General features: G+C 63.7%; 14 protein-coding genes and 1 pseudogene. 6 read left to right on the plus strand and 9 right to left on the minus strand.

Annotation, left to right across the window (positions count from 1 at the left end; all coding sequences use genetic code 11):
• Positions 1-219: 219 nt before the first annotated feature.
• The 8 genes and pseudogenes from NKI24_RS00640 to NKI24_RS00675 all read right to left on the minus strand — a co-directional run bounded on the left by NKI24_RS00640 (position 220) and on the right by NKI24_RS00675 (position 10794).
• Entirely contained in the window at positions 220-2532 is a 2313-nt protein-coding gene (locus tag NKI24_RS00640; RefSeq protein WP_352742795.1) for a Tex family protein, read from the minus strand.
• A 119-nt stretch (positions 2533-2651) separates the two neighbouring features.
• A complete protein-coding gene (locus tag NKI24_RS00645) occupies positions 2652-3833 on the minus strand; it encodes a serine hydrolase domain-containing protein (protein WP_352742797.1) in 1182 nt (393 codons plus the stop codon).
• Between the two features lie 28 nt (positions 3834-3861).
• Positions 3862-5057 (minus strand): annotated as a pseudogene (locus tag NKI24_RS00650) (serine hydrolase domain-containing protein).
• Positions 5058-5121: 64 nt separating this feature from the next.
• Positions 5122-6156, minus strand: coding sequence for an ABC transporter substrate-binding protein (locus NKI24_RS00655; RefSeq protein WP_352539328.1), 1035 nt, complete (start codon positions 6154-6156; stop codon positions 5122-5124).
• A 23-nt stretch (positions 6157-6179) separates the two neighbouring features.
• A complete protein-coding gene (locus NKI24_RS00660) occupies positions 6180-6980 on the minus strand; it encodes an ABC transporter permease (RefSeq protein WP_352469567.1) in 801 nt (266 codons plus the stop codon).
• Positions 6973-7893: an ABC transporter permease gene (locus NKI24_RS00665; protein WP_352742800.1), complete on the minus strand. Its 921-nt coding sequence runs from the start codon at positions 7891-7893 to the stop codon at positions 6973-6975. Before NKI24_RS00665 ends, NKI24_RS00660 begins: the two co-directional genes overlap by 8 nt.
• Positions 7893-8987, minus strand: a complete 1095-nt coding sequence (locus tag NKI24_RS00670) for an ABC transporter ATP-binding protein (RefSeq protein WP_352742802.1) — start codon at positions 8985-8987, stop codon at positions 7893-7895. Before NKI24_RS00670 ends, NKI24_RS00665 begins: the two co-directional genes overlap by 1 nt.
• Positions 8988-9126: 139 nt before the next feature.
• Positions 9127-10794, minus strand: coding sequence for an amidohydrolase (locus NKI24_RS00675; RefSeq protein ID WP_352742804.1), 1668 nt, complete (start codon positions 10792-10794; stop codon positions 9127-9129).
• Between the two features lie 141 nt (positions 10795-10935).
• Here NKI24_RS00675 and NKI24_RS00680 point away from each other — a divergent pair, with 141 nt between their 5' ends.
• The 6 genes from NKI24_RS00680 to NKI24_RS00705 all read left to right on the plus strand — a co-directional run bounded on the left by NKI24_RS00680 (position 10936) and on the right by NKI24_RS00705 (position 17802).
• On the plus strand, positions 10936-11967 hold the full coding sequence (locus NKI24_RS00680) for a histone deacetylase family protein (RefSeq protein ID WP_352742806.1): 1032 nt from the start codon (positions 10936-10938) through the stop codon (positions 11965-11967).
• 206 nt (positions 11968-12173) lie between these two features.
• On the plus strand, positions 12174-13817 hold the full coding sequence (locus tag NKI24_RS00685; protein ID WP_352742807.1) for an MFS transporter: 1644 nt from the start codon (positions 12174-12176) through the stop codon (positions 13815-13817).
• A gap of 136 nt (positions 13818-13953) precedes the next feature.
• Positions 13954-14814: an FAD binding domain-containing protein gene (locus NKI24_RS00690; RefSeq protein ID WP_352742808.1), complete on the plus strand. Its 861-nt coding sequence runs from the start codon at positions 13954-13956 to the stop codon at positions 14812-14814.
• The gene (locus NKI24_RS00695; protein WP_352539334.1) at positions 14814-15290 is read left to right on the plus strand and encodes a (2Fe-2S)-binding protein; all 477 of its coding nucleotides are present in this window, start codon (positions 14814-14816) and stop codon (positions 15288-15290) included. Before NKI24_RS00690 ends, NKI24_RS00695 begins: the two co-directional genes overlap by 1 nt.
• A 2-nt stretch (positions 15291-15292) precedes the next feature.
• Positions 15293-17557 (plus strand): xanthine dehydrogenase family protein molybdopterin-binding subunit, encoded by a 2265-nt coding sequence (locus NKI24_RS00700; protein ID WP_352743081.1) that lies wholly within the window; start codon positions 15293-15295, stop codon positions 17555-17557.
• A complete protein-coding gene (locus NKI24_RS00705) occupies positions 17557-17802 on the plus strand; it encodes a MoaD/ThiS family protein (RefSeq protein ID WP_023675441.1) in 246 nt (81 codons plus the stop codon). Before NKI24_RS00700 ends, NKI24_RS00705 begins: the two co-directional genes overlap by 1 nt.
• 278 nt (positions 17803-18080) lie before the next feature.
• Here the strand turns inward: NKI24_RS00705 and NKI24_RS00710 are convergent, their stop codons facing one another.
• Complete coding sequence (locus NKI24_RS00710; RefSeq protein WP_352742015.1) at positions 18081-18974, minus strand: LysR family transcriptional regulator; 894 nt, start codon at positions 18972-18974, stop codon at positions 18081-18083.
• Between the last annotated feature and the right edge of the window lie 110 nt (positions 18975-19084).

The following is a 19084-nucleotide window of genomic DNA, read 5'->3' on the forward strand; positions in this document are numbered from 1 at the left end:
GCATGTCGCCCAAAGCTTGCCCGCGGGCCTGACCCGAGGGTGTTCGGCAGCTTGGAGATAACGACATGCATCGAAACAGAAATCTTGAAACGCGCGGCTTATCGGCTCCCGTCCTGAAAAAATCAAACGAAATAGCTTCGCCGATCCATGAGCATTGGTGATGGATCATCAATGTCGAGCGCCGCCGTCTGACCTGGCGGCGCAGCCCGGCTCGCGAAATTACTTCCGCTTCAACGCATCGGCCAAAGCGGCGCCGAACGCGCCCTGCTGCACCGGCCGCTCCGGCTGGCGTTGGGGCGCGGGCGCGCGCGGCACCGGCCTGCTACCATTGTCGCGCGGCTTCGGTGCGCCACCGTCGCCATCCTTGCGCATCGACAGACCGATGCGCTTGCGCTTGATATCGACGTCGACGACACGCACCTTGACCACGTCGCCGGCCTTGACCACCTCATGCGCGTCCTTGATGAACCGATCGGCCAGTTGCGAGACGTGCACCAGTCCGTCCTGGTGCACGCCGATATCGACGAAGGCGCCGAAGGCGGCGACATTGGTGACAGTGCCTTCAAGCTGCATGCCGGGCTTCAGATCCTTGATGTCGTCGATGCCATCGGCAAAAGTCGCGGTCTTGAAGCCGGGGCGCGGATCGCGGCCGGGCTTTTCCAGCTCCGCCAGGATATCGCGCACCGTCGGGAGGCCGAAGCGCTCATCGACGAAGACGCGCGGATCGAGCGCCTTGAGTGCGGCGCTGTCGCCCATCAGCGAGCGAACGTCGCGCCCGCAGGCCGCGACGATCTTCTTGGCCACGCCATAGGCTTCCGGATGCACGGCGGAGGCATCGAGCGGCTCGCTGCCGTCGGGAATGCGCAGGAAGCCGGCGCATTGCTCGAACGCGCGGGGTCCAAGGCGGGAGACCTTCAACAGTTCGCGACGGCTGGCGAACGGGCCGGTCGCGTCCCGGTGCGCAACGATCGCCTCGGCCAGCGATGCGCCGAGACCCGAAACCCGCCCCAGAAGCGGCGCTGAGGCCGTGTTGAGATCGACGCCGACGGCGTTGACCGCATCCTCGACCACCGCTTCCAGCGAGCGGCCGAGGCGGTACTGATCGACGTCGTGCTGGTACTGGCCGACGCCGATCGACTTGGGCTCGATCTTGACCAGTTCGGCGAGCGGATCCTGCAGGCGCCGCGCGATCGACACTGCCCCGCGCAGCGACACATCGAGGCCGGGAAATTCCGCCGCCGCCGTTGCCGAGGCAGAATAGACCGAGGCGCCGGCTTCGCTGACGATCACCTTGAGCGGCTTCGGCCCGGACCCGGCAGGCATGTCAGCCAGCATGTCGGCCACCAGCCTTTCGGTCTCGCGGCTGCCAGTGCCGTTGCCGATCGAAATCAGCTCGACCTTGTGCAGCCGGATGAGCTTGGCCAGTTCGGCCTGCGCGCCGCGCACATCGTTCTTCGGCGGGAACGGATAGACCGTTGTCGTCGCCAGCAGCTTGCCGGTGCCGTCCACCACCGCCACCTTGACGCCGGTGCGAATGCCCGGATCGAGCCCCATCGTCGGCCGCGAGCCGGCAGGCGCGGCAAGCAGCAAATCCTTGAGATTGCGGGCGAAGACATGGATGGCTTCTTCTTCGGCCCGCTCGCGCAGATCGCGCATCAGATCGAGCGTCAGGTGCAGCGACAGCTTTATGCGCCAAGTCCAGCCGGCGACCTCCATCAGCCAGCGGTCTCCCGGCAACTGGCGGCCGATGGCGTAGGCGTCGGCGATCATCCGTTCGACCGGCTTCACCGGCGAGGCGTCATCGGCATCGACTTCGATGTCGAGCGACAGAACCTCCTCGTTGCGGCCGCGCAACATGGCCAGCGCGCGATGGCTCGGTACGTTGGCCCAGCGCTCGACATGGTCGAAATAGTCGGAAAATTTCGCGCCGGCCTCCTGCTTGCCGTCGACGACGCGCGAGCGCAGAAAGGCGCGTTCCTTCATGTAGGTCCGCAATCTGCCGACCAGATCGGCATTCTCGGCGAACTGTTCGGACAGGATGTCGCGCGCACCCTCGAGCGCCGCCTTGGCGTCGGCCACGTCTTCGCTGATGTAGGCCAGCGCCAGCTCGGCGGGTACAGCCGTACGGTCGGCGAGAATAGCTTCCGCCAGAGGCCCGAGCCCGCGCTCGCGTGCGATCTCGGCCTTGGTCCGGCGCTTCGGCTTGTAAGGCAGGTAGATGTCTTCGAGTTCGGCCTTGGTGCCGGCCGCAGCGATCTTTGCTTCGAGCTCCTCGGTCAGCTTGCCCTGCTCGCGGATCGAACCAAGGATGGTGTCGCGGCGCGCGTCGAGTTCGCGCAGATAGGCCAGCCGCTCGGCGAGGTCGCGCAGCTGCGTGTCGTCGAGGCCGCCGGTGACCTCCTTGCGGTAGCGCGCCACGAACGGCACGGTCGCACCGTCATCGAGCAAGCCGATCGCTGCCGCGGCCTGCTCGGGCCGGGCGGCGATCTCGGCGGCTATGATAGTTGCGATGCGCTTGATGTCGGATGCCATGTCGTACCTGTCGCTAGTCGAAACGAGCGGCGACCATAGGCGCAGAGCACTGCCGCGCCAACTGCGCCATTTTCAACCCGGCGAGAGGTCCACAGGAAAGGTCGGGCTGTCTGGATGGATCAGACCATCCGGCTCAGCGCCTCGAAGAAAGAAATCATATCCAGATCGAGCGGATCGTCGACCGGTACCGGCTGCGACGACATCTTTGCGATTACCATTTCGGCCTTCGGATTGACGTAAAGCCACTGGCCGTGGATGCCGATGCCGCAGAAGGCGCCGCTTGCCGCGCCCGTCTGGTACCATTTGTTGCGATAGCGGCCACGCGGAAACAGGAACGCCATCGTGCCGCGCCGCCAGGCCTCGACGTCACCGCCAGTTTCGGTCGTGTCGCGCATCCAGGCTTCCGGCACGACGCGGCCGCCATTGGCCACGCCGCCTTGCCGCATCATCTCGCCGACGCGTGCAAGGTCGCGCGGCGTCACCGAAATGCCGCCGGCAGTGCGCGCCGTGCCTTCCACGTCGACTGTCACCGAGGCGTCGCCGACGGCGCCGAGCGGCTCCCATAATTTTTCGCGCATCAGATCGTCGAAGCGCCGGCCCGACGCACGTTCGAGCAGGATGCCGAGCAGGTCGGAATTGGGCGAACGGTAGCGGAACGTCCGGCCATGCGGCTCGGCCAGGCCCTGCAGCGTCATGAGGAAAGTGGCCAGGCTCTCGGTGCCCCCGCCCGGATTCCACAGCATGGCGCGGCGATAGCGGGCGAAGGCACTTTCCGGATCGAGATAGGCCTCTTCGAAATCGAGGCTGACACTCATGTCGAGCACGTGCCGCACACGCGCATCGCCATAGGCCGAGCCGGCGGCTTCGGGCAGATAGCGGCTTACCGGAGCCTGCGGATCGAAAATCCCCTCGCCTTCCAATATGGCGGCAACAATGGCGGTCAGCGACTTGCTGATCGAAAAGACGATGTGGCGCGCCCCAAACTCCATATGCGGCGCGAACCAGTCGCCGACGAATTTGCCGCGTTTCATGATCGTCAGCGCGTCGGTATCGGAGCGCCTGAGAAAAGCCGCGACAGTCTCCGCGCCGCCTGCAAGAGCGACCTTTTCACCAAGTAGCCCGCCGAAATCCTGCGCCGGCGCCTCGCTGCTGCCCGGCTGTGCCGCCACGGCAGCGCTCGGCACCAGCTCGCCGACATTCTGGAACGACCACCGGCTGAACGGGCTTTCGCGCCAATTGCCGAGCAGCACCTCCTTGCGGGCAAAGCCGTATCTGGTTTCGAACGCGGTCTTGCCGGTCATGGTGGTCCTTGCGGATTTTCCTTGAGGTTCAGCCAAGCGCGGCGGCAATGGCATGCACGGCTTTCAAGGTCGCCACAGAATAGGCGACGTTGGTAAAATCCGGATAGCTCGAAAGCTTGACCACGACCATTTTCGTATCCCAGTCGATATGGATCAGCTGCCCGAACACGCCCCGGCACATCAGCGCCCGCGAGCGCGGGTCCTCGATCCAGAACTTTTGCGGTAGCTGCCTTCCGGCAGGCTGGGACTGAAATCCGGTCCATGCCTGCCATTGCGCGTCGCCTCGATCCAGTCGGCCGGCACGATGCCGCCGCCATTGTCGAGGATCAGCTGGCCGAAGCGGCCATAGTCGCGCAGCGTGGCGTTGAAGCCACCGTCGGCGACGGCGTAGCCGGCGCCGTCGACGGTGAAGCAGGCGCTTTCATCGGCGCCGAGCTTTTGCCAGAGCTCTTCCGAAATCAGCTGCGCCAGCCTTTTGCCGCTCACCCGCTCCATGATGAAGGCAAGCACGTCGGTCTCGATCGAGCGGTATTCGAAGGCAGCGCCGTGCGGCCGGCTCTTTTCCTTGAGCCCCAGGATCAGTTCGAACATATGCGATGGCCAGCGGAAGACCGGATCGCTGCCCGGCGGCACCGGCTTCCAGCCGGTGGCGACATCGACCTGGCCGATGTCGGAATAGGGATCGGCGTATTCCTCGGAAAAGCGCACGCCGCTCGTCATGTCGAGCACATGCTGCACGCTGGCGCCTGCCCAGCCGGTCGCTTCCAGCTCCGGCAGATAGACCGTCGCCGGCAAGGCCGGATCGATCAGTCCGCGCCCGACCAATATGCCGAACACCGAGCCCGTGACCGACTTCGCCATTGACTGCGACAAATGCAGCGTGCGCTCGGTCATGCCGTTGAAGTAGCGCTCATAGGCGACCTTGCCGTCCTTGAGCACGAGGAACCCGTCGGTATAGGTCTCGTCGAGCAGCCCGGCGAGCGTCGTCGGCTGCCCCATGCTGTCGCTCACCGGCAGCGCGTCGAGATCGACCTCGGCGCGCTCGAAGCGATGCCGATGGCCATTGCCGCGCCAGACTTCGACGGTCGGCAGAAATTCGCGGATGTGCTGGAACGCCCAACGATTCCATGGCGGCCTGTCCCAGTCGAGCTTCGGCGGCACCATCCGCGGCGGCGAACCCTGCATGATCGGCGGCGCCGGTTCGCTGTTGCGATAGGAAATCATAGGCAGTCCGATCGCCGGGAAAAGGCCCGGCGGCAATTGCCGCCGGGTTTCGTCCGGATGTGGATTACTTCTGCAGTTCGGTCCAGATCTTGCTGTAGATTGCCTGCACGTCCTCGGAACACAATTTTTGCAGCTCGCCATGCGCCTTGACGTCTTCCGGGATGATGACTTCCGGCGCATCCTTCATATCGGCCGGCATGTACTTGTCGGAACCGGCAATGCCGTTGGCGTAGCGGTGGAAGGCGGATAGGCCGGCGGCGTTTTCCGGATCCATGATGAAGTTCTGGAACAGCTTGGCGTTCTCGACATTCTTGGCTTCCTTCAGGACCATGACATTGTCGCTCCAGAGGCCAAAACCTTCCTTGGGATAGAAATAGTGGATCTTGGGGTTCGCCAGCCGCTGGCGCAGGGCTGAGCCGTTCCAGTCGCTGGTCGCCTTGAAATCGCCGGCGCCCATTTTCTCGATGGTATTGTATTCCATCGCGATCCAGTTCGGCTTGGCAGCAACCAGCGTGTCACGCACCTTCTTCAGCGTTTCCTTATCGCTGGCGCATTGCGCGGCGCCGACATATTTGGTCGCCGCGAACATGACGTCGTTCATTTCCGGCACGACGTTGACCTTGCCCTTCAGTTCGTCGGGCGTGTTGAAGATGATGCCCCAACTGTCCGACGGCCCCTTGTAGACATCGGTGTTCACCACGATGCCCACCGTGCCCCAGGCCCATGGCACGGAATATTTGCGGCCCGGATCGAAATCGGGATTGGCCCATTCCGGCGCCACGTTCTTGAAGTTCTCCATCTTGCCGGGATCGGTCTCCTGAACGAGGCCTTCCTTGATCCAGATCGGCACGAAGGTTTGCGAAGGCACCGCGATGTCGAAGCCGGTGCCGCCCTGGCGAACCTTGGCCAGCGCCGTATCGTTCGAATCGTAATCGGTGATGGTCACCTTGATGTTGTATTTCTGCTCGAACTTCTTGATCACGTCGGGGCTGGTGTAGTTGCCCCAATTGTAGATGTTCAAAACGCCGTCCGCGAAAGCGCCGCTTGTCGAGGCGAGCAGCGCCAACCCGACGGCGGTCGCTGATGTCTTCCAGTTCATGTTTTAGCTCCCATTTTCGATTTTCAGTCCCGTTTCCTGCTGATGAAGAAAAACAACGTCACGATGGCGACCGACAAGAGCAGGAACACGGTCGATATCGCGTTGATCTCCGGCGTTATCCCTCGACGTATCTGGCCAAGCATGTAGGTCGGCAGCGTGTCCTGGCCGCCCGATTTCACGAACTCGGTGATGACGACATCGTCGAGCGAGATTACGAAGGCCAGCATCAATCCGGCCAGGATGCCGGGCCAAAGCAGCGGCAGGGTGATGCGGCGGAACGTCTTCCACGGCGTCGCATAGAGATCGGCGGCGGCCCGTTCCAGCGTCAGGTCCATGTTCTCCAGCCGCGCCCGGATCGGCAGGTAGGCGAACGGAATGCAAAAGGCCGTATGCGCCGCGATCAGGTAGCCGAGTCCGGAATAGCCGGTGAATATCTTGATGCGCGAGAAAAAGATCAGCAGCGCCACGCCGGTGACGATCTCCGGCACCATCAGAGGTTGGTTGATGGCGGCATATTTGAAGGTCAGGCCGGGATAGGGCGGCGTGCGCGTGGTGGCGAGCGCCGCCATGGTGGCGAAGATCGTGGCCAGGATCGCCGCGATGGCGCCGATCTGGAAGGAGCGCACGGTGGCGTCGATGACTTGCGTGTTCTGCCACGCCGACTGGAACCATTTGAGCGAGAAGCCGCCCCATTCCGACGTCGAGGTCGCGGCGTTGAAGGCATAGACGACCAGCACGACGATGGGCAGATAGAGGACGACGAAGCAGGTCGCGGCGATCGCGGTGAATCCCGGCTGATGCTTGATTGCGAAGCTGCTAGCCATGACGCATCTCCGACCGGCCGGTGTTACGCACATAGGCGAGCAGCGCCACCATGACGATGACCATGACGGCGATCGACAGCGCCGAGCCGAGCGGCCAGTTGCGGCCTTGCCCGAACTGCAGCTCGATCAGGTTGGAAAGCATCATGGTCTTACCGCCGCCCAATAGGACCGGTGTGACATAGGCGCCGAGCGCCGGAATGAACACCAGGATGGAGCCGGCGATGACGCCCGGCTTGACCAGCGGGAAAATGATACGCCTGAGCACCTGGAAGCGTGTCGCATAAAGATCGTAGCCGGCTTCGACCAGCCGGAAATCGAGTTTTTCCATGCTGGCGTAGATCGGCAGCACCATCAGCGGCAGATAGACATAGGCCATCCCGATAAGGATCGCTGTGTCGGTGAAGAGTATCTGGATCGGCGCGGAAATGATGCCGAGCTTGAGCAGCACTGTATTGATCAGACCTTCGTTGCGGATGATCTGCAGCACCGCGAAGGTGCGGATCAGCAAGTTGGTCCAGAACGGTATGGTGATCAGGAACAGCCAGAGATCGCGCGTCTTCTCGCTGCGCGTCGCCATGAAATAGGCGGTGGGAAAACCAAGCGCCAAGGTGGCGAGCGTGGTCACGATGGCAAGCTTGATCGAGCGCCAGAAAATGGTGACGTGGGCGGCGGCAACCGACAGCGTGTCGTCAAAGATGTCGCGTTCCATGAACACCGAAATCCAGGCCTCCGGCGAAAATTGCCACTTCACGTCGCCATAAGGACCCGGCGTCAGGAGCGAATAGACCAGCACGATCAGCAATGGGCCGGTCGCTGCCAGGAAGATGATCAGCAGGGCCGGCGCCGACAGCAGCCAGCGGTCGCGGATGTCGCGCCGTTCGGCCGCCTTGGCGACTTCTTCCGCGCTCGTCATCAATCCCTCAGCACTTGCGCGGCGTCGTTGCCGATCGAGACGCCGACCTTGTCGCCCCGCTCGAAACCGCAGCCTGCGCTGCGCGTGTTCTGCTGGCGCACGGTGAAGGCTTCGCCGCTGTCCAGTTGGACATGAATATGCGTGTCGGTGCCGAAATAGACGATGTTTTCGACGGTTCCGGAAAGATCGCCCTTGCCGCCGGTCAGCTTGGCGTGTTCCGGCCTGACCACCAGCGTCGCATTCTCCTTCGGCTGGAAGCCCTCAGCCACCGTCGCGTCGATCGTCGCGCCGGATTTTAGTGTCGCGCGCGCCTTGCCGTTGCCGATGCCGGTGATGGCCGCGGTCAGGAAATTGGTTTCGCCGATGAAGTCGGCGACGAAGCGCTCGGCCGGCTTGTCATAGATGTCCCAGGGCGTGCCGACCTGCAGGATCTTGCCGGCCGACATCACCGCGATGCGGTCGGACATGGTCAGCGCCTCCTCCTGGTCGTGGGTAACGAAAATGAAGGTGATGCCGGTCTGGTGCTGCAGCCGTTTCAATTCGATCTGCATTTCCTTGCGCAGCTTGTAGTCGAGTGCCGACAGCGGCTCGTCGAGCAACAGCACTTTCGGCTGCGGCGCCAGCGCGCGGGCCAGTGCCACGCGCTGCTGCTGGCCGCCGGAGATCTGGCTGGTGCGGCGGCCGCTCAGCGCCTCCATCTTGACCAGCTTCAGCATCTCGGCGACGCGTGCCTTGATTTCGGTCTTCGGCTTGCCCAGCATCTCCAGGCCGAAGCCGATATTCTCGGCCACTGTCATGTGCGGGAACAGCGCATAGGACTGGAAGACGGTGTTGACCGGCCGCTTGAACGGCGGCAGCGGCGCGATGTCGTGGCCGTGCAGCAGGATTTCGCCTTCGCTGGGAAAATCGAAGCCGGCGATCAGCCTGAGCAGCGTCGTCTTTCCGCAGCCCGACGGCCCCAGCAGCGTGAAGAACTCGTTCTCGCGGATCGACACCGAAACCGTGTCGAGAGCGGCGACTTGTGCGTCCCCGGTACCGAACACCTTGCGGACGCCGCGGACCTCGATTGCACTCTTACCCGGTTGATCCGGCACGCATTACCCCATTTTCATGTCCGCTCTTGATGGCGGATCCAGTTCCCATTCGATTGTCAGCATATGCCGGTCGGCTTGGCAACCATGCATCTGGATCTCGGTTCAGAACGCAAGCCCCATGCCATAGTCAGCGCCATCATCAACCCCGGTAAGTGATCTTGCCGCCGCAGATGGTGCTGACCGGACGCACCTTGTGCAAGGAAGCCGGTTCAGTTGCCTCGATATCGGCCGACAGCACCACCAGATCGGCCAGATAGCCTGGTTTCAGCCGGCCCTTACGGTGTTCCATGAATTCGGCATAGGCACCTTCGACCGTATAACCGGCAAGCGCCTCGATCAGCGAGAAGCTCTGGTCTGGATCGCCCTCTGCCCAAGGCTTGCGCAGCACCGCCGCCTGAATGCCCAGGATCGGGTCGACCCGCGACACCGGCCAGTCGGAAGCGAAGACGACATGCGCGCCCGCCTGTTTCAGTGTCCGCCAGGCATAGCTCAGCGGCCATCTTTCGCGGCCGATGCGCGAAAGCGTCGGCTCCAGCGGGAAGTCCATGGCGCCGGGCGGGTGCGGCGGCTGCATCGAGGCGATGACGCCGAGTTCGGCGAAGCGCGGCACGTCGGCGGCAGTGGTGACCTCGATGTGCTCGACCCGGTGCCGGCTGTCGCGCCTGCCGTTCTTCCGCTGCGCCGCCTCGTAACCGTCGAGAACCGCGCGCACCGCGCCGTCGCCGATCGAATGCACGGCGATCTGCAGGCCGCGCCGGTCGGCCTCCACTGCCACCTCGGCGAAATGCTCGGGCGTAAACAGCGGCTCACCGCGCCAGCCCGGCCGGTCGGCATAGTCGTCGACCATGACCGCGGTCCAGCCTTCCAGCACGCCGTCGTAAAACATCTTGACCATGCCGGACGATAGCCATTCCGATCGATAGGAGTTGGCCATGCTCGATGCCTTTTCCAGCTTGTCGAGCGTCATGAAGTTCTTGAAATGAAAAGGTATCTTGGTGCGGCAGAGCAGCCGCCCTTCCTGCTCCAAACCGGCAAGCAGTTCGAGCTGGTAGAGATTGCCGTCCATGTTCTGGATCGAGGTGATGCCGTGGCGGGCGCACCATTCCAGACCGCGATGCATCAGGTCGCGATCGGCCGCGACTTCGGCGGCGGAAGGGTACGGCTCGGGCTCGCCGCCTGTCGCAAGGCCGAGCCGCACGCGGTTCTGCCCGGAAAGCTCGAGGATCGGCCCAAACGCCTCGCCCTCGCGCAATTCGCCCGCCGCCAGGCCATCCGCTCCCATGACGATCTCGTTGCCGGGACCGAGTTGCTTGCCGTGCAGGATGCCAGCCAGTTCCAGCGCCTTTGTGTTGGCCCACATCGTGTGGTGATCGGAAGCCGACATCGCGAACGGCCGGTCGGCGATGATGCGATCGAGATGATGGCGGGTGACCGGCTCTTCCTTGGAAAGGATGGTATAGTCGACGCCGGCCCCAAGCAGCAATTTGGCGTTCGGCCGTGCCGCAGCGTAGGCGCGGATCGCGTCGCTCAGCGCATCGAAGCCATGCACGCCCTGAAGGTGTAGATTGTCCAGTTCGGCGGCGCCGCCGAAAAGGTGCATATGCGCTTCGATGAAGCCCGGCACCACCGAACCGCCTTGCGCATCGATGATCTTCGTGGCCGGCCCTTTCAGCGCCTCGATCGTCCGGCGATCGCCAACCGCCAGGATGTTGCCGTCCTTTATCGCCACCGCTTCGGCTGTCGGATTGCCTTCGTCCATGGTCAGCACACGGGCATTGGTGACGATCAGGTCGGCATTTGAACTCATGATTACCCGCAGGTCGGTTGCGCTGCCGGCAGGCTAGACGACCGGCTGCCGGGCCAGCAAGCCATGGCTGGTTGGCCCAGCGCCTTGTGAAAGGCAGTGCAGGACGGTTAGGGTCGCCGCGTCTCACCACGGAACAATTTCATGAAGACTGTTTTTTCGCCTTTCCATGCCGGCCATTCCGGCAATGTCGAATTGATCGCCGGCGCCATCGTGCCGGCCTTTGAAAAGCCGTCGCGCGCCGAGTTCATCAGGGCGCGGGTGGAGAGCGAGAAGCTCGGTCCGATCCTGCCGCCGGAAAGCCACGACCTCGCCGCCGCCAGGAAGGTGCATGCCAGCAACTACATCGATTTCCTGCCGACCGTGTGGCCGCTCTGGGAAGCGTCGGGCCGCAGCGGTTCGGCCATTCCCTTCACCTGGCCGACGCGCGGCCTGCGCGGCGACGTGCGCCCGAAAGGCATCGATGCGCTGCTCGGCTTCTACTCCTTCGACGGTGGGGCAACGTTCGTCAAAGGCACATGGGATGCGATCAAGTCGTCCTATGACGTCGCGTTGACCGCCGCCGCGCTGGTCAAGGCCGGTGAGCCTTCCGCCTTCGCGCTGTGCCGCCCGCCAGGGCACCATGCGGGGGCGGCCTTCATGGGCGGCTATTGCTTCATCAACAACGCCGCCGTCGCCGCGCAATGGTTCCGCGACCATGGCGCCGGGCGCGTTTCGATCCTCGACGTCGATTATCACCACGGCAACGGCACCCAGGAGATATTCTATCGCCGCGGTGACGTTCAGGTGCTGAACCTGCATGGCGATCCGATGACCGAATATCCCTTCTTCCTCGGCCATGCCGACGAGCGCGGCGAGGGCGACGGCGAAGGCTTCAACGACAATTATCCGATGCCCTTCGGCACCGGCTGGGACGTGTGGAACGCCTCGCTCGAGGACGCTTGCACGAGGCTTTCGGCTTATGCTCCTGACGTCGTCGTGGTTTCACTCGGCGTCGACACGTTCGAGAAGGATCCGATCAGCCAGTTCAAGCTGAAAACGGGCGACTATCCCAGGATCGGCCGCCGCATCGCCAGGCTCGGCCTGCCGACGCTGTTCGTCATGGAAGGCGGCTACGCCGTAGAGGAGATCGGCATCAACGCCGTCGGCGTGCTGACCGGCTTCGAGGACCGCTAGAAGTGCCGCCGGTGCCCACAAATCATATGGCAGCGCTCGGCGCGGCAAGCGCTATGGCGGGCAGGCGCGCTATCTCGTTGTTGGACCATGATCTTTGTCGAGAATGCGTTCGCCCTTTGCGACATGATGTTCTATTTTTTGAATCCATGGCTTGAGGGGCCGATTCATCGGAAGAACAAAACGCGTTTGAGCCCGGGAAAGCATTTATGAACGACGACACACCGGAAAGCGAAAGCGCCTCGGCGCTGGCGCCGTTCCGGCACGGCATCTTCCGGGCGGTGTGGTCCGCCAGCCTCGTCTCCAATTTCGGTGGCCTCATCCAGGGCGTTGGCGCCGCCTGGATGATGACGACGATCGCCACCTCGTCCTACCAGGTGGCATTGGTCCAGGCCTCGACCACCTTGCCGATCATGCTGTTTGCGCTGCTGGCCGGCGCCATCGCCGACAGCTTCAACCGGCGCAAAATCATGCTGATCGCCCAGATCTTCATGCTCGTCGTCTCGGCTCTTCTGACCGTGTTCACCTATCTCGACCTGATGACGCCGTGGACGCTGCTCGCCTTCACCTTCCTGATCGACAGCGGCACCGCGCTCAACAGCCCGTCCTGGCAGGCTTCGGTCGGCGATATGGTGCCGCGCGCCAAGGTGCCGGCGGCGATTGCGCTCAACTCGATGGGCTTCAACCTGACGCGCAGCGTCGGCCCGGCGATCGGCGGCATCATCGTCGCCGCGGCAGGCGCTGCCGCGGCCTTCGCCGTCAACACGCTGAGCTATGTCGGCCTCATCGTCGTGCTGGCCCGCTGGAAGCCGGAACTGCCGGCATCGACCTTGCCCCGCGAGACGCTGGGCGCCGCCATGGGTGCCGGCCTGCGCTATGTCGCCATGTCGCCCAATATCGGCAAGGTGCTGGTCAGGAGCTCGGCTTTCGGCTTCAGCGCCGGCGCGGTCCTGGCGCTGCTGCCGCTGGTCGCGCGCGACGTCGTCAAGGGCGATGCCTTGAGCTACGGCATCATGCTCGGCGCCTTCGGCATCGGCGCCGTCGGCGGCGCGCTGACCAGCGTCAGGCTGCGGCAGCTGCTGTCCAGCGAAACCATGGTGCGCATGGCATTCGCCGGCTTCGCCGTCTGCGCCTTCAACGCCGCCGTCAGCGATCATGCCTGGCAGACGTCGCTCGGCCTGCTGCTCGGCGGCGCCTGCTGGGTGACGGCGCTGTCGCATTTCAACGTCACCGTGCAGATGTCGACGCCGCGCTGGGTGGTCGGCCGCGTGCTTTCGGTCTACCAGACCGCGACCTTCGGCGGCATCGCGCTCGGCAGCTGGGTCTGGGGTGTCGTTGCCGACGCGCATGGCGCCGAAGTCGCCCTGATGGCGGCCAGCGTCGCCATGCTGGCGGGAGGCGCCATCGGCCTGCTGCTGCCGCTGCCGCAGCAGGCCGTGCTCAACCTCGATCCGCTCAACCGTTTTCAGGAGCCGCATCTGGCGCTTGATCTCAAGCCGCGCAGCGGTCCCATCGCCATCATGATCGAATATGTCATCCGCAACGAGGACGTACCGGAATTCCTCGCCACCATGGCCGAGCGCGGCCGCATCCGCCGCCGTGATGGCGCCCGCAACTGGACCTTGGCGCGCGATCTCGAAAATCCGTCGATATGGATCGAGCACTACCACACGCCGACCTGGGTCGAATATATCCGCCACAATCGGCGCGCCACCTACGCCGACGCCGTCATCGGCGAGCGCATAAGGGCGCTGCACAGCGGCAACGAGCCACCGCGCGTCCGCCGCATGATCGAGCGCCCGACGACTGCCGGCACGGCGCTGGTCATGCCGAAGGGACCGATCGAGCATTAGTGGCTGGCGGTGCGTCCAGTGGACGAGCAAAATGAAATTGCGGCGCCTGGCCTAATCCGCGAATGCACGAACAGGATGGCCATTGTGAAGAGACGGTTATATCAGTTGATGTGACTATGACCACTAAGGGGAGACGATGCGCTACATACGTCCGCTTTCAATGGAAGATGCCGTTGGCCAGTTGGCCGGATCAGCCGGCACGGCCGCCATCCTCGCCGGAGGCAGCGACCTCTTGGTGCGAATGAAAGGCGGGTTTATCGAACCCGACCTGATCGTCGATATCAAGGCGATCGACGGGCTTGGCGAGATCAGGGAAACAGCCGAGGGCTTCAGCATCGGCGCGGCGGTCTCCTGCGCATTGCTGGGCGAGAACACGGCCCTGCAGAAGGCATGGCCTGGCGTCGTCGAAGCGGCCAAGCTGATCGGCTCGAAGCAGGTGCAGGGACGCTGCACCATCGTCGGCAATCTGTGCAACGCCTCGCCGGCCGCCGACAGCGTGCCGGCGCTGGTTGCCGCTGGCGCCAAGGCTGTGGTCGTCGGCCCGGGAACCAGGCGCACGATTGCCGTGCAAGCGGTGCCGACTGGGCCGGGCAAGACGTCGCTGGCCAAGGGCGAGATCATCGAGGCAATCCTGCTCGACAGCCGTCTGCCGCGTTCGGGCGATGCCTATCTGCGTTTCATTCCGCGCACGGAGATGGACATAGCGGTGGTAAGCGCCGGCGTGAACTTGACGCTCGATGAGCAGGGTCGCGTCAAATCCGCCCGTCTGGCGTTGGGCGCCGTGGCGCCGACGGTGATTCTGGTCGAGGAGGCCGCCGAGGTTCTCATCGGCTCCAAGCTGGACGAAGCCACGCTGGAGAGGCTCGCCAAGGTCTGCTCGGGCGCCTGCCGGCCGATCGACGACAAGCGCGGCACCATCGAATTCAGACGGAAAGTCGCGGGTGTGCTGGCCAAGCGGGCCGCCACGACCGCCTATGCACGCGCAGGAGGCAAATGATGGCTGGTGTGGCAGTATCAACGACAATCAACGGCGACAATGTCGAGTTCCTTTGCCAGCCGGACGAGACGCTGCTTGATGTCCTGCGCGATCGCCTGGGGCTGACGGGCGCCAAGGAAGGCTGCGGCACCGGCGACTGCGGGGCCTGCAGCATCATCCTCGACGATCGGCTGGTGTGCTCGTGCCTGGTGCTCGGCGCGGAGGCCGAGGGCCGGCACGTCGAGACCATCGAGGGCATGGCGCACGGCGACAGGCTGCATCCGCTGCAGCAGAAATTCCTGGAGCACGCCGCACTTCAATGCGGCGTCTGCACGCCGGGCTTTTTGATAGCGGCGAAGGACCTTTTGGCCAAGAACCCCGATCCGACCGAGGAGGAGATCCGCTTCGGCCTCGCCGGGAACCTCTGCCGCTGCACCGGCTATGACAAGATCGTGCGTGCCGTTCAGGACGCCGCCAGCGTGATGAAGGGAGCATGACGATGAATTTCGATCCGCGTTACTCCGGACGCAATTTCACCTCTGTCGGCACGCGTCCCATCCGTCCCGACGGCGTCGACAAGGTGACGGGCCGCGCATGCTATGGCGCCGACTTCAACATGGCCGGGCAACTGGTCGGGCGCGTTCTCAGAAGCCCCCATGCGCATGCCACGATCAGGAAGATCGACACGTCGAAGGCTGAGAAGCTCGCCGGCGTCAAGGCCGTGATCACCGCGGCCGACCTGCCCGACCTCACCGACGGCGATGCCGCCATGTACGACATCCTCGACAACTGCATGGCGCGCAAGAAAGCGCTCTATGACGGCCATGCCGTGGCCGCGGTGGCTGCGGTCGATGCCCGCACGGCGAGGCAGGCACTGAAGCTGATCGAGGTCGAGTACGAGGTGCTGCCGCATGTCACCGACGTCGACGAGGCGATGAAGCACTCCGCACCCCTGATCAACGACGCCATCTTCACCGAGGGCCTCGAGCAAAAGCCCCGCAAGCCTTCCAATGTCACCAAACGCACCCAGTACGGCCATGGCGACATCCACGTAGGTTTCGGCCAGGCCGACTTCGTTGTCGAACGCTCCTTCAAGACCGAGCAGACGCACCAGGGTTATATCGAGCCGCATGCCTGCGTGGCCAATGTCAGCTCCGACGGAACCGCCGACCTGTGGGTCTGTACGCAAGGCCATTTTGTCTACCGCCAACACTGCGCCCAACTGCTTGGCATGGAAGCCTCGAAGCTGCGCGTCACCTCCTCGGAGATCGGCGGCGGTTTCGGCGGCAAGACCCATGTCTGGGCCGAGCCGGTGGCACTGGCGCTGTCACGCAAGGCCGGGCGGCCGGTCAAGCTGGTCATGACGCGCGACGAGGTGTTCCGCGCCTCCGGCCCGACCAGCGCCACCTCGATCGACGTTCGGATCGGCGCCCGCAAGGACGGCACGATCACGGCGGCCGAGGCGACGCTGCGCTATAGCTGCGGCCCCTATGCCGGCACGTGGGCCGAGATCGGCGCCATGACGGCCTTTGCCTGCTACAAGCTCGAGAACGTCAGGACGGTCGGCTACGAAGTGCTGGTCAACCGGCCCAAGACCGCGGCCTATCGCGCGCCGTCGGCTCCGATGGCGGCGTTTGCAGTGGAAAGTGCGGTCGACGAGCTGGCCAAGGAGATCGGCATGGACCCGGTCGAGTTCCGGATCAGGAACGCGGCGCAGGAAGGCACCAGATCGTCCTATGGACCGGTATATGGCCCGATCGGCATCGGGCCGACGCTGGAGGCGGTGAAGAACCATCCGCACATGAAGGCGCCGCTCGGCAAGAACCAGGGCCGCGGCATGGCCTGCGGCTTCTGGTTCAATTTCGGTGGCCAGACCTGCACCGACCTCAACATCGGCATGGACGGCTCGGTCTCGCTTGCCGTCGGCACGGTCGATGTGGGTGGTTCCCGCGCGTCGCTTTCGCTGGTCGCGGCGGAGGAGCTCGGCATCCCCTATGAGCAGGTCAAGGCGGTGGTCGCCGATACCTCCAGCCTCGGCTACAACGACATGACGGACGGCAGCCGCGGCACCTTCTCCTCCTCCATGGCGACGATCTCGGCCGCCCGCAACGCCATCAAGGTGTTGCGGGAACGCGCCGCGCAGATGTGGGACATACCCGTCGACGACGTGGTCTGGGAAAAAGGTCACGCGATTGCCAAGGGCGAGAAATACGGCAACCTTGCAGCATTGTCGCTGAAGGAGATCGCAGCCGCGTCAGGGAAGACGGGGGGACCGATCGCAGGCCACAGTGAGCTCGTCGCCGACGGCGCCGGCGTCTCCTTCGCTACCCATATCTGCGATATCGAGGTCGATCCCGAGACCGGCTCCACCAGGGTGCTGCGCTACACCGTCGTTCAGGACGCCGGCAAGGCGGTGCATCCGACCTATGTCGAGGGGCAATACCAGGGCGGTGCCGCGCAAGGCATCGGCTGGGCGCTGAACGAGGAGTATATCTACGGCAAGGACGGGCGGCTGCAGAACCCTGGCTTCCTCGATTATCGCATCCCGGTCTGCTCGGACCTGCCGATGATCGACACGCAGATCCTCGAGATCCCCAACCCAAACCATCCCTACGGGGTGCGCGGCGTCGGCGAGACCTCGATCGTGCCGCCGCTGGCGGCGATCGCCAATGCGGTGTCGAACGCCGCGGGCGTGCGCATGACCCATATCCCGATGTCGCCGCCGCGCATCCTGGCGGCGATCGAGGCGGAACGGGGAGGCTGATGGTCGAAGTAACGCTCTGGGGGTCGCTCGGCGCGATCGCCGGAGGCAAGAGCAAGGTCGAGATCGAGGCGAAGGATATTCGGGAGCTGTTCAGGAAACTGGCTGAGCAGTATCCCGGCCTCGAGCCCTACATCGATCGCGGCATCGCCGTCGCCATCGACGGGACGATCTATCGCGACACCTGGTCGAAGGAACTGCCGGAAGGGGCGGAGATTTTCCTGCTGCCGCGTCTTGCCGGGGGATAACTGGACAACCCTGTCCTGCCCTGTCCTACCCATTGACGACCAAGACATGGCCTGGGCTCGAGAAAAACCTCGGCTATCCACGAGAATTCTTGGCCAGTTCAGCCTGCGAGTTTGGCTCCTTTTCGATGACTGCTTCTGTGTCAATCACAGACATAGAGGCGAGCGAGCTACACGTCTGCTTTGAGGCGAAAGCAGCCGCCCGTAGAAGTCAAATGGCTTGGGTCAGAACCTACCATTTCCCAATGTCAGCTTCATGATCCATAGGCGCAGTCTTGGGGTCAGATGCGATGGCGGAGCGCCTCAACGATCACCGCCATCGCAGGCGAGAGCTGTCGCCTGCTCGGGTAGTAGAGGTGATAGCCCGCAAATGGCGGACTCCAGTCGTCAAGCACGAGCCTAAGGCATCCCTTGGCGATGTGGTGGCTGACGAGGTTTTCCGGGACATAGGCGATCCCGAAACCGCTTATCGCAGCCTCGATCATGGGAATGGACGAATTGAAGGTGAGTTGGCCTTCCACCCGCACACGAAGGTCGCGGCCATCCCTGGCGAATTCCCAGGCATATAATCCGCCGAACGTCGCCTGCCGCATATTAATGCAGTCATGATCGACCAGATCCTGCGGTGCGGTCGGAACCGGATGGCGGGAAAAGTACTCCGGCGAAGCCACGGCCACGAGCCTCCAATCCGGCCCGATGCGCACTGCGATCATATCCCTGTCGATGCTCTCACCAAGCCGCACGCCTGCGTCGAAGCGCTCCTCCACAATGTTCTTCATGCCGTTGTCGCTGTAGAGTTCGACGCACACGTCAGGATAGTCGCTGAGCAAGGGCTGCAGCTTCGGCCAGACGGTCGTCTGGAGCGCATGGTCGGACAGCGTGATGCGGACCGTTCCAGAGGGCTTGTCGCGAAAGGCCACCAGGCTTGCAAGGTCGGCTTCGATTTCCTCGAAGCGGGGAACAAGAGATTGGAAAAGTCGCTCGCCGGCCTCGGTCGGAGCGACGCTCCGCGTCGTACGTGTCAGCAGGCGGACGCCAAGACGACCTTCAAGCTCCTTGATTGTCGAGCTCAGGGTCGACTGCGAGGTTCCGAGCTTGGCCGCCGCCTTGGTGAAGCTGCGCTCCCGGGCGACCGCCACGAACCAGAGCAGATCCTTCATCCCATCGCGCTGCATAGGGCACCTCCCGTCTGACATTTATATCATAAGCAGATAAGTCCATGCGAATTACTCAGTCTAATAGAATGGGTTCCTCTGCAATATCTTCTGGCATCGCGACGGGGATT

The organism is Mesorhizobium sp. M0701 (assembly GCF_040320365.1).
Taxonomy (GTDB): Bacteria; Pseudomonadota; Alphaproteobacteria; order Rhizobiales; family Rhizobiaceae; genus Mesorhizobium.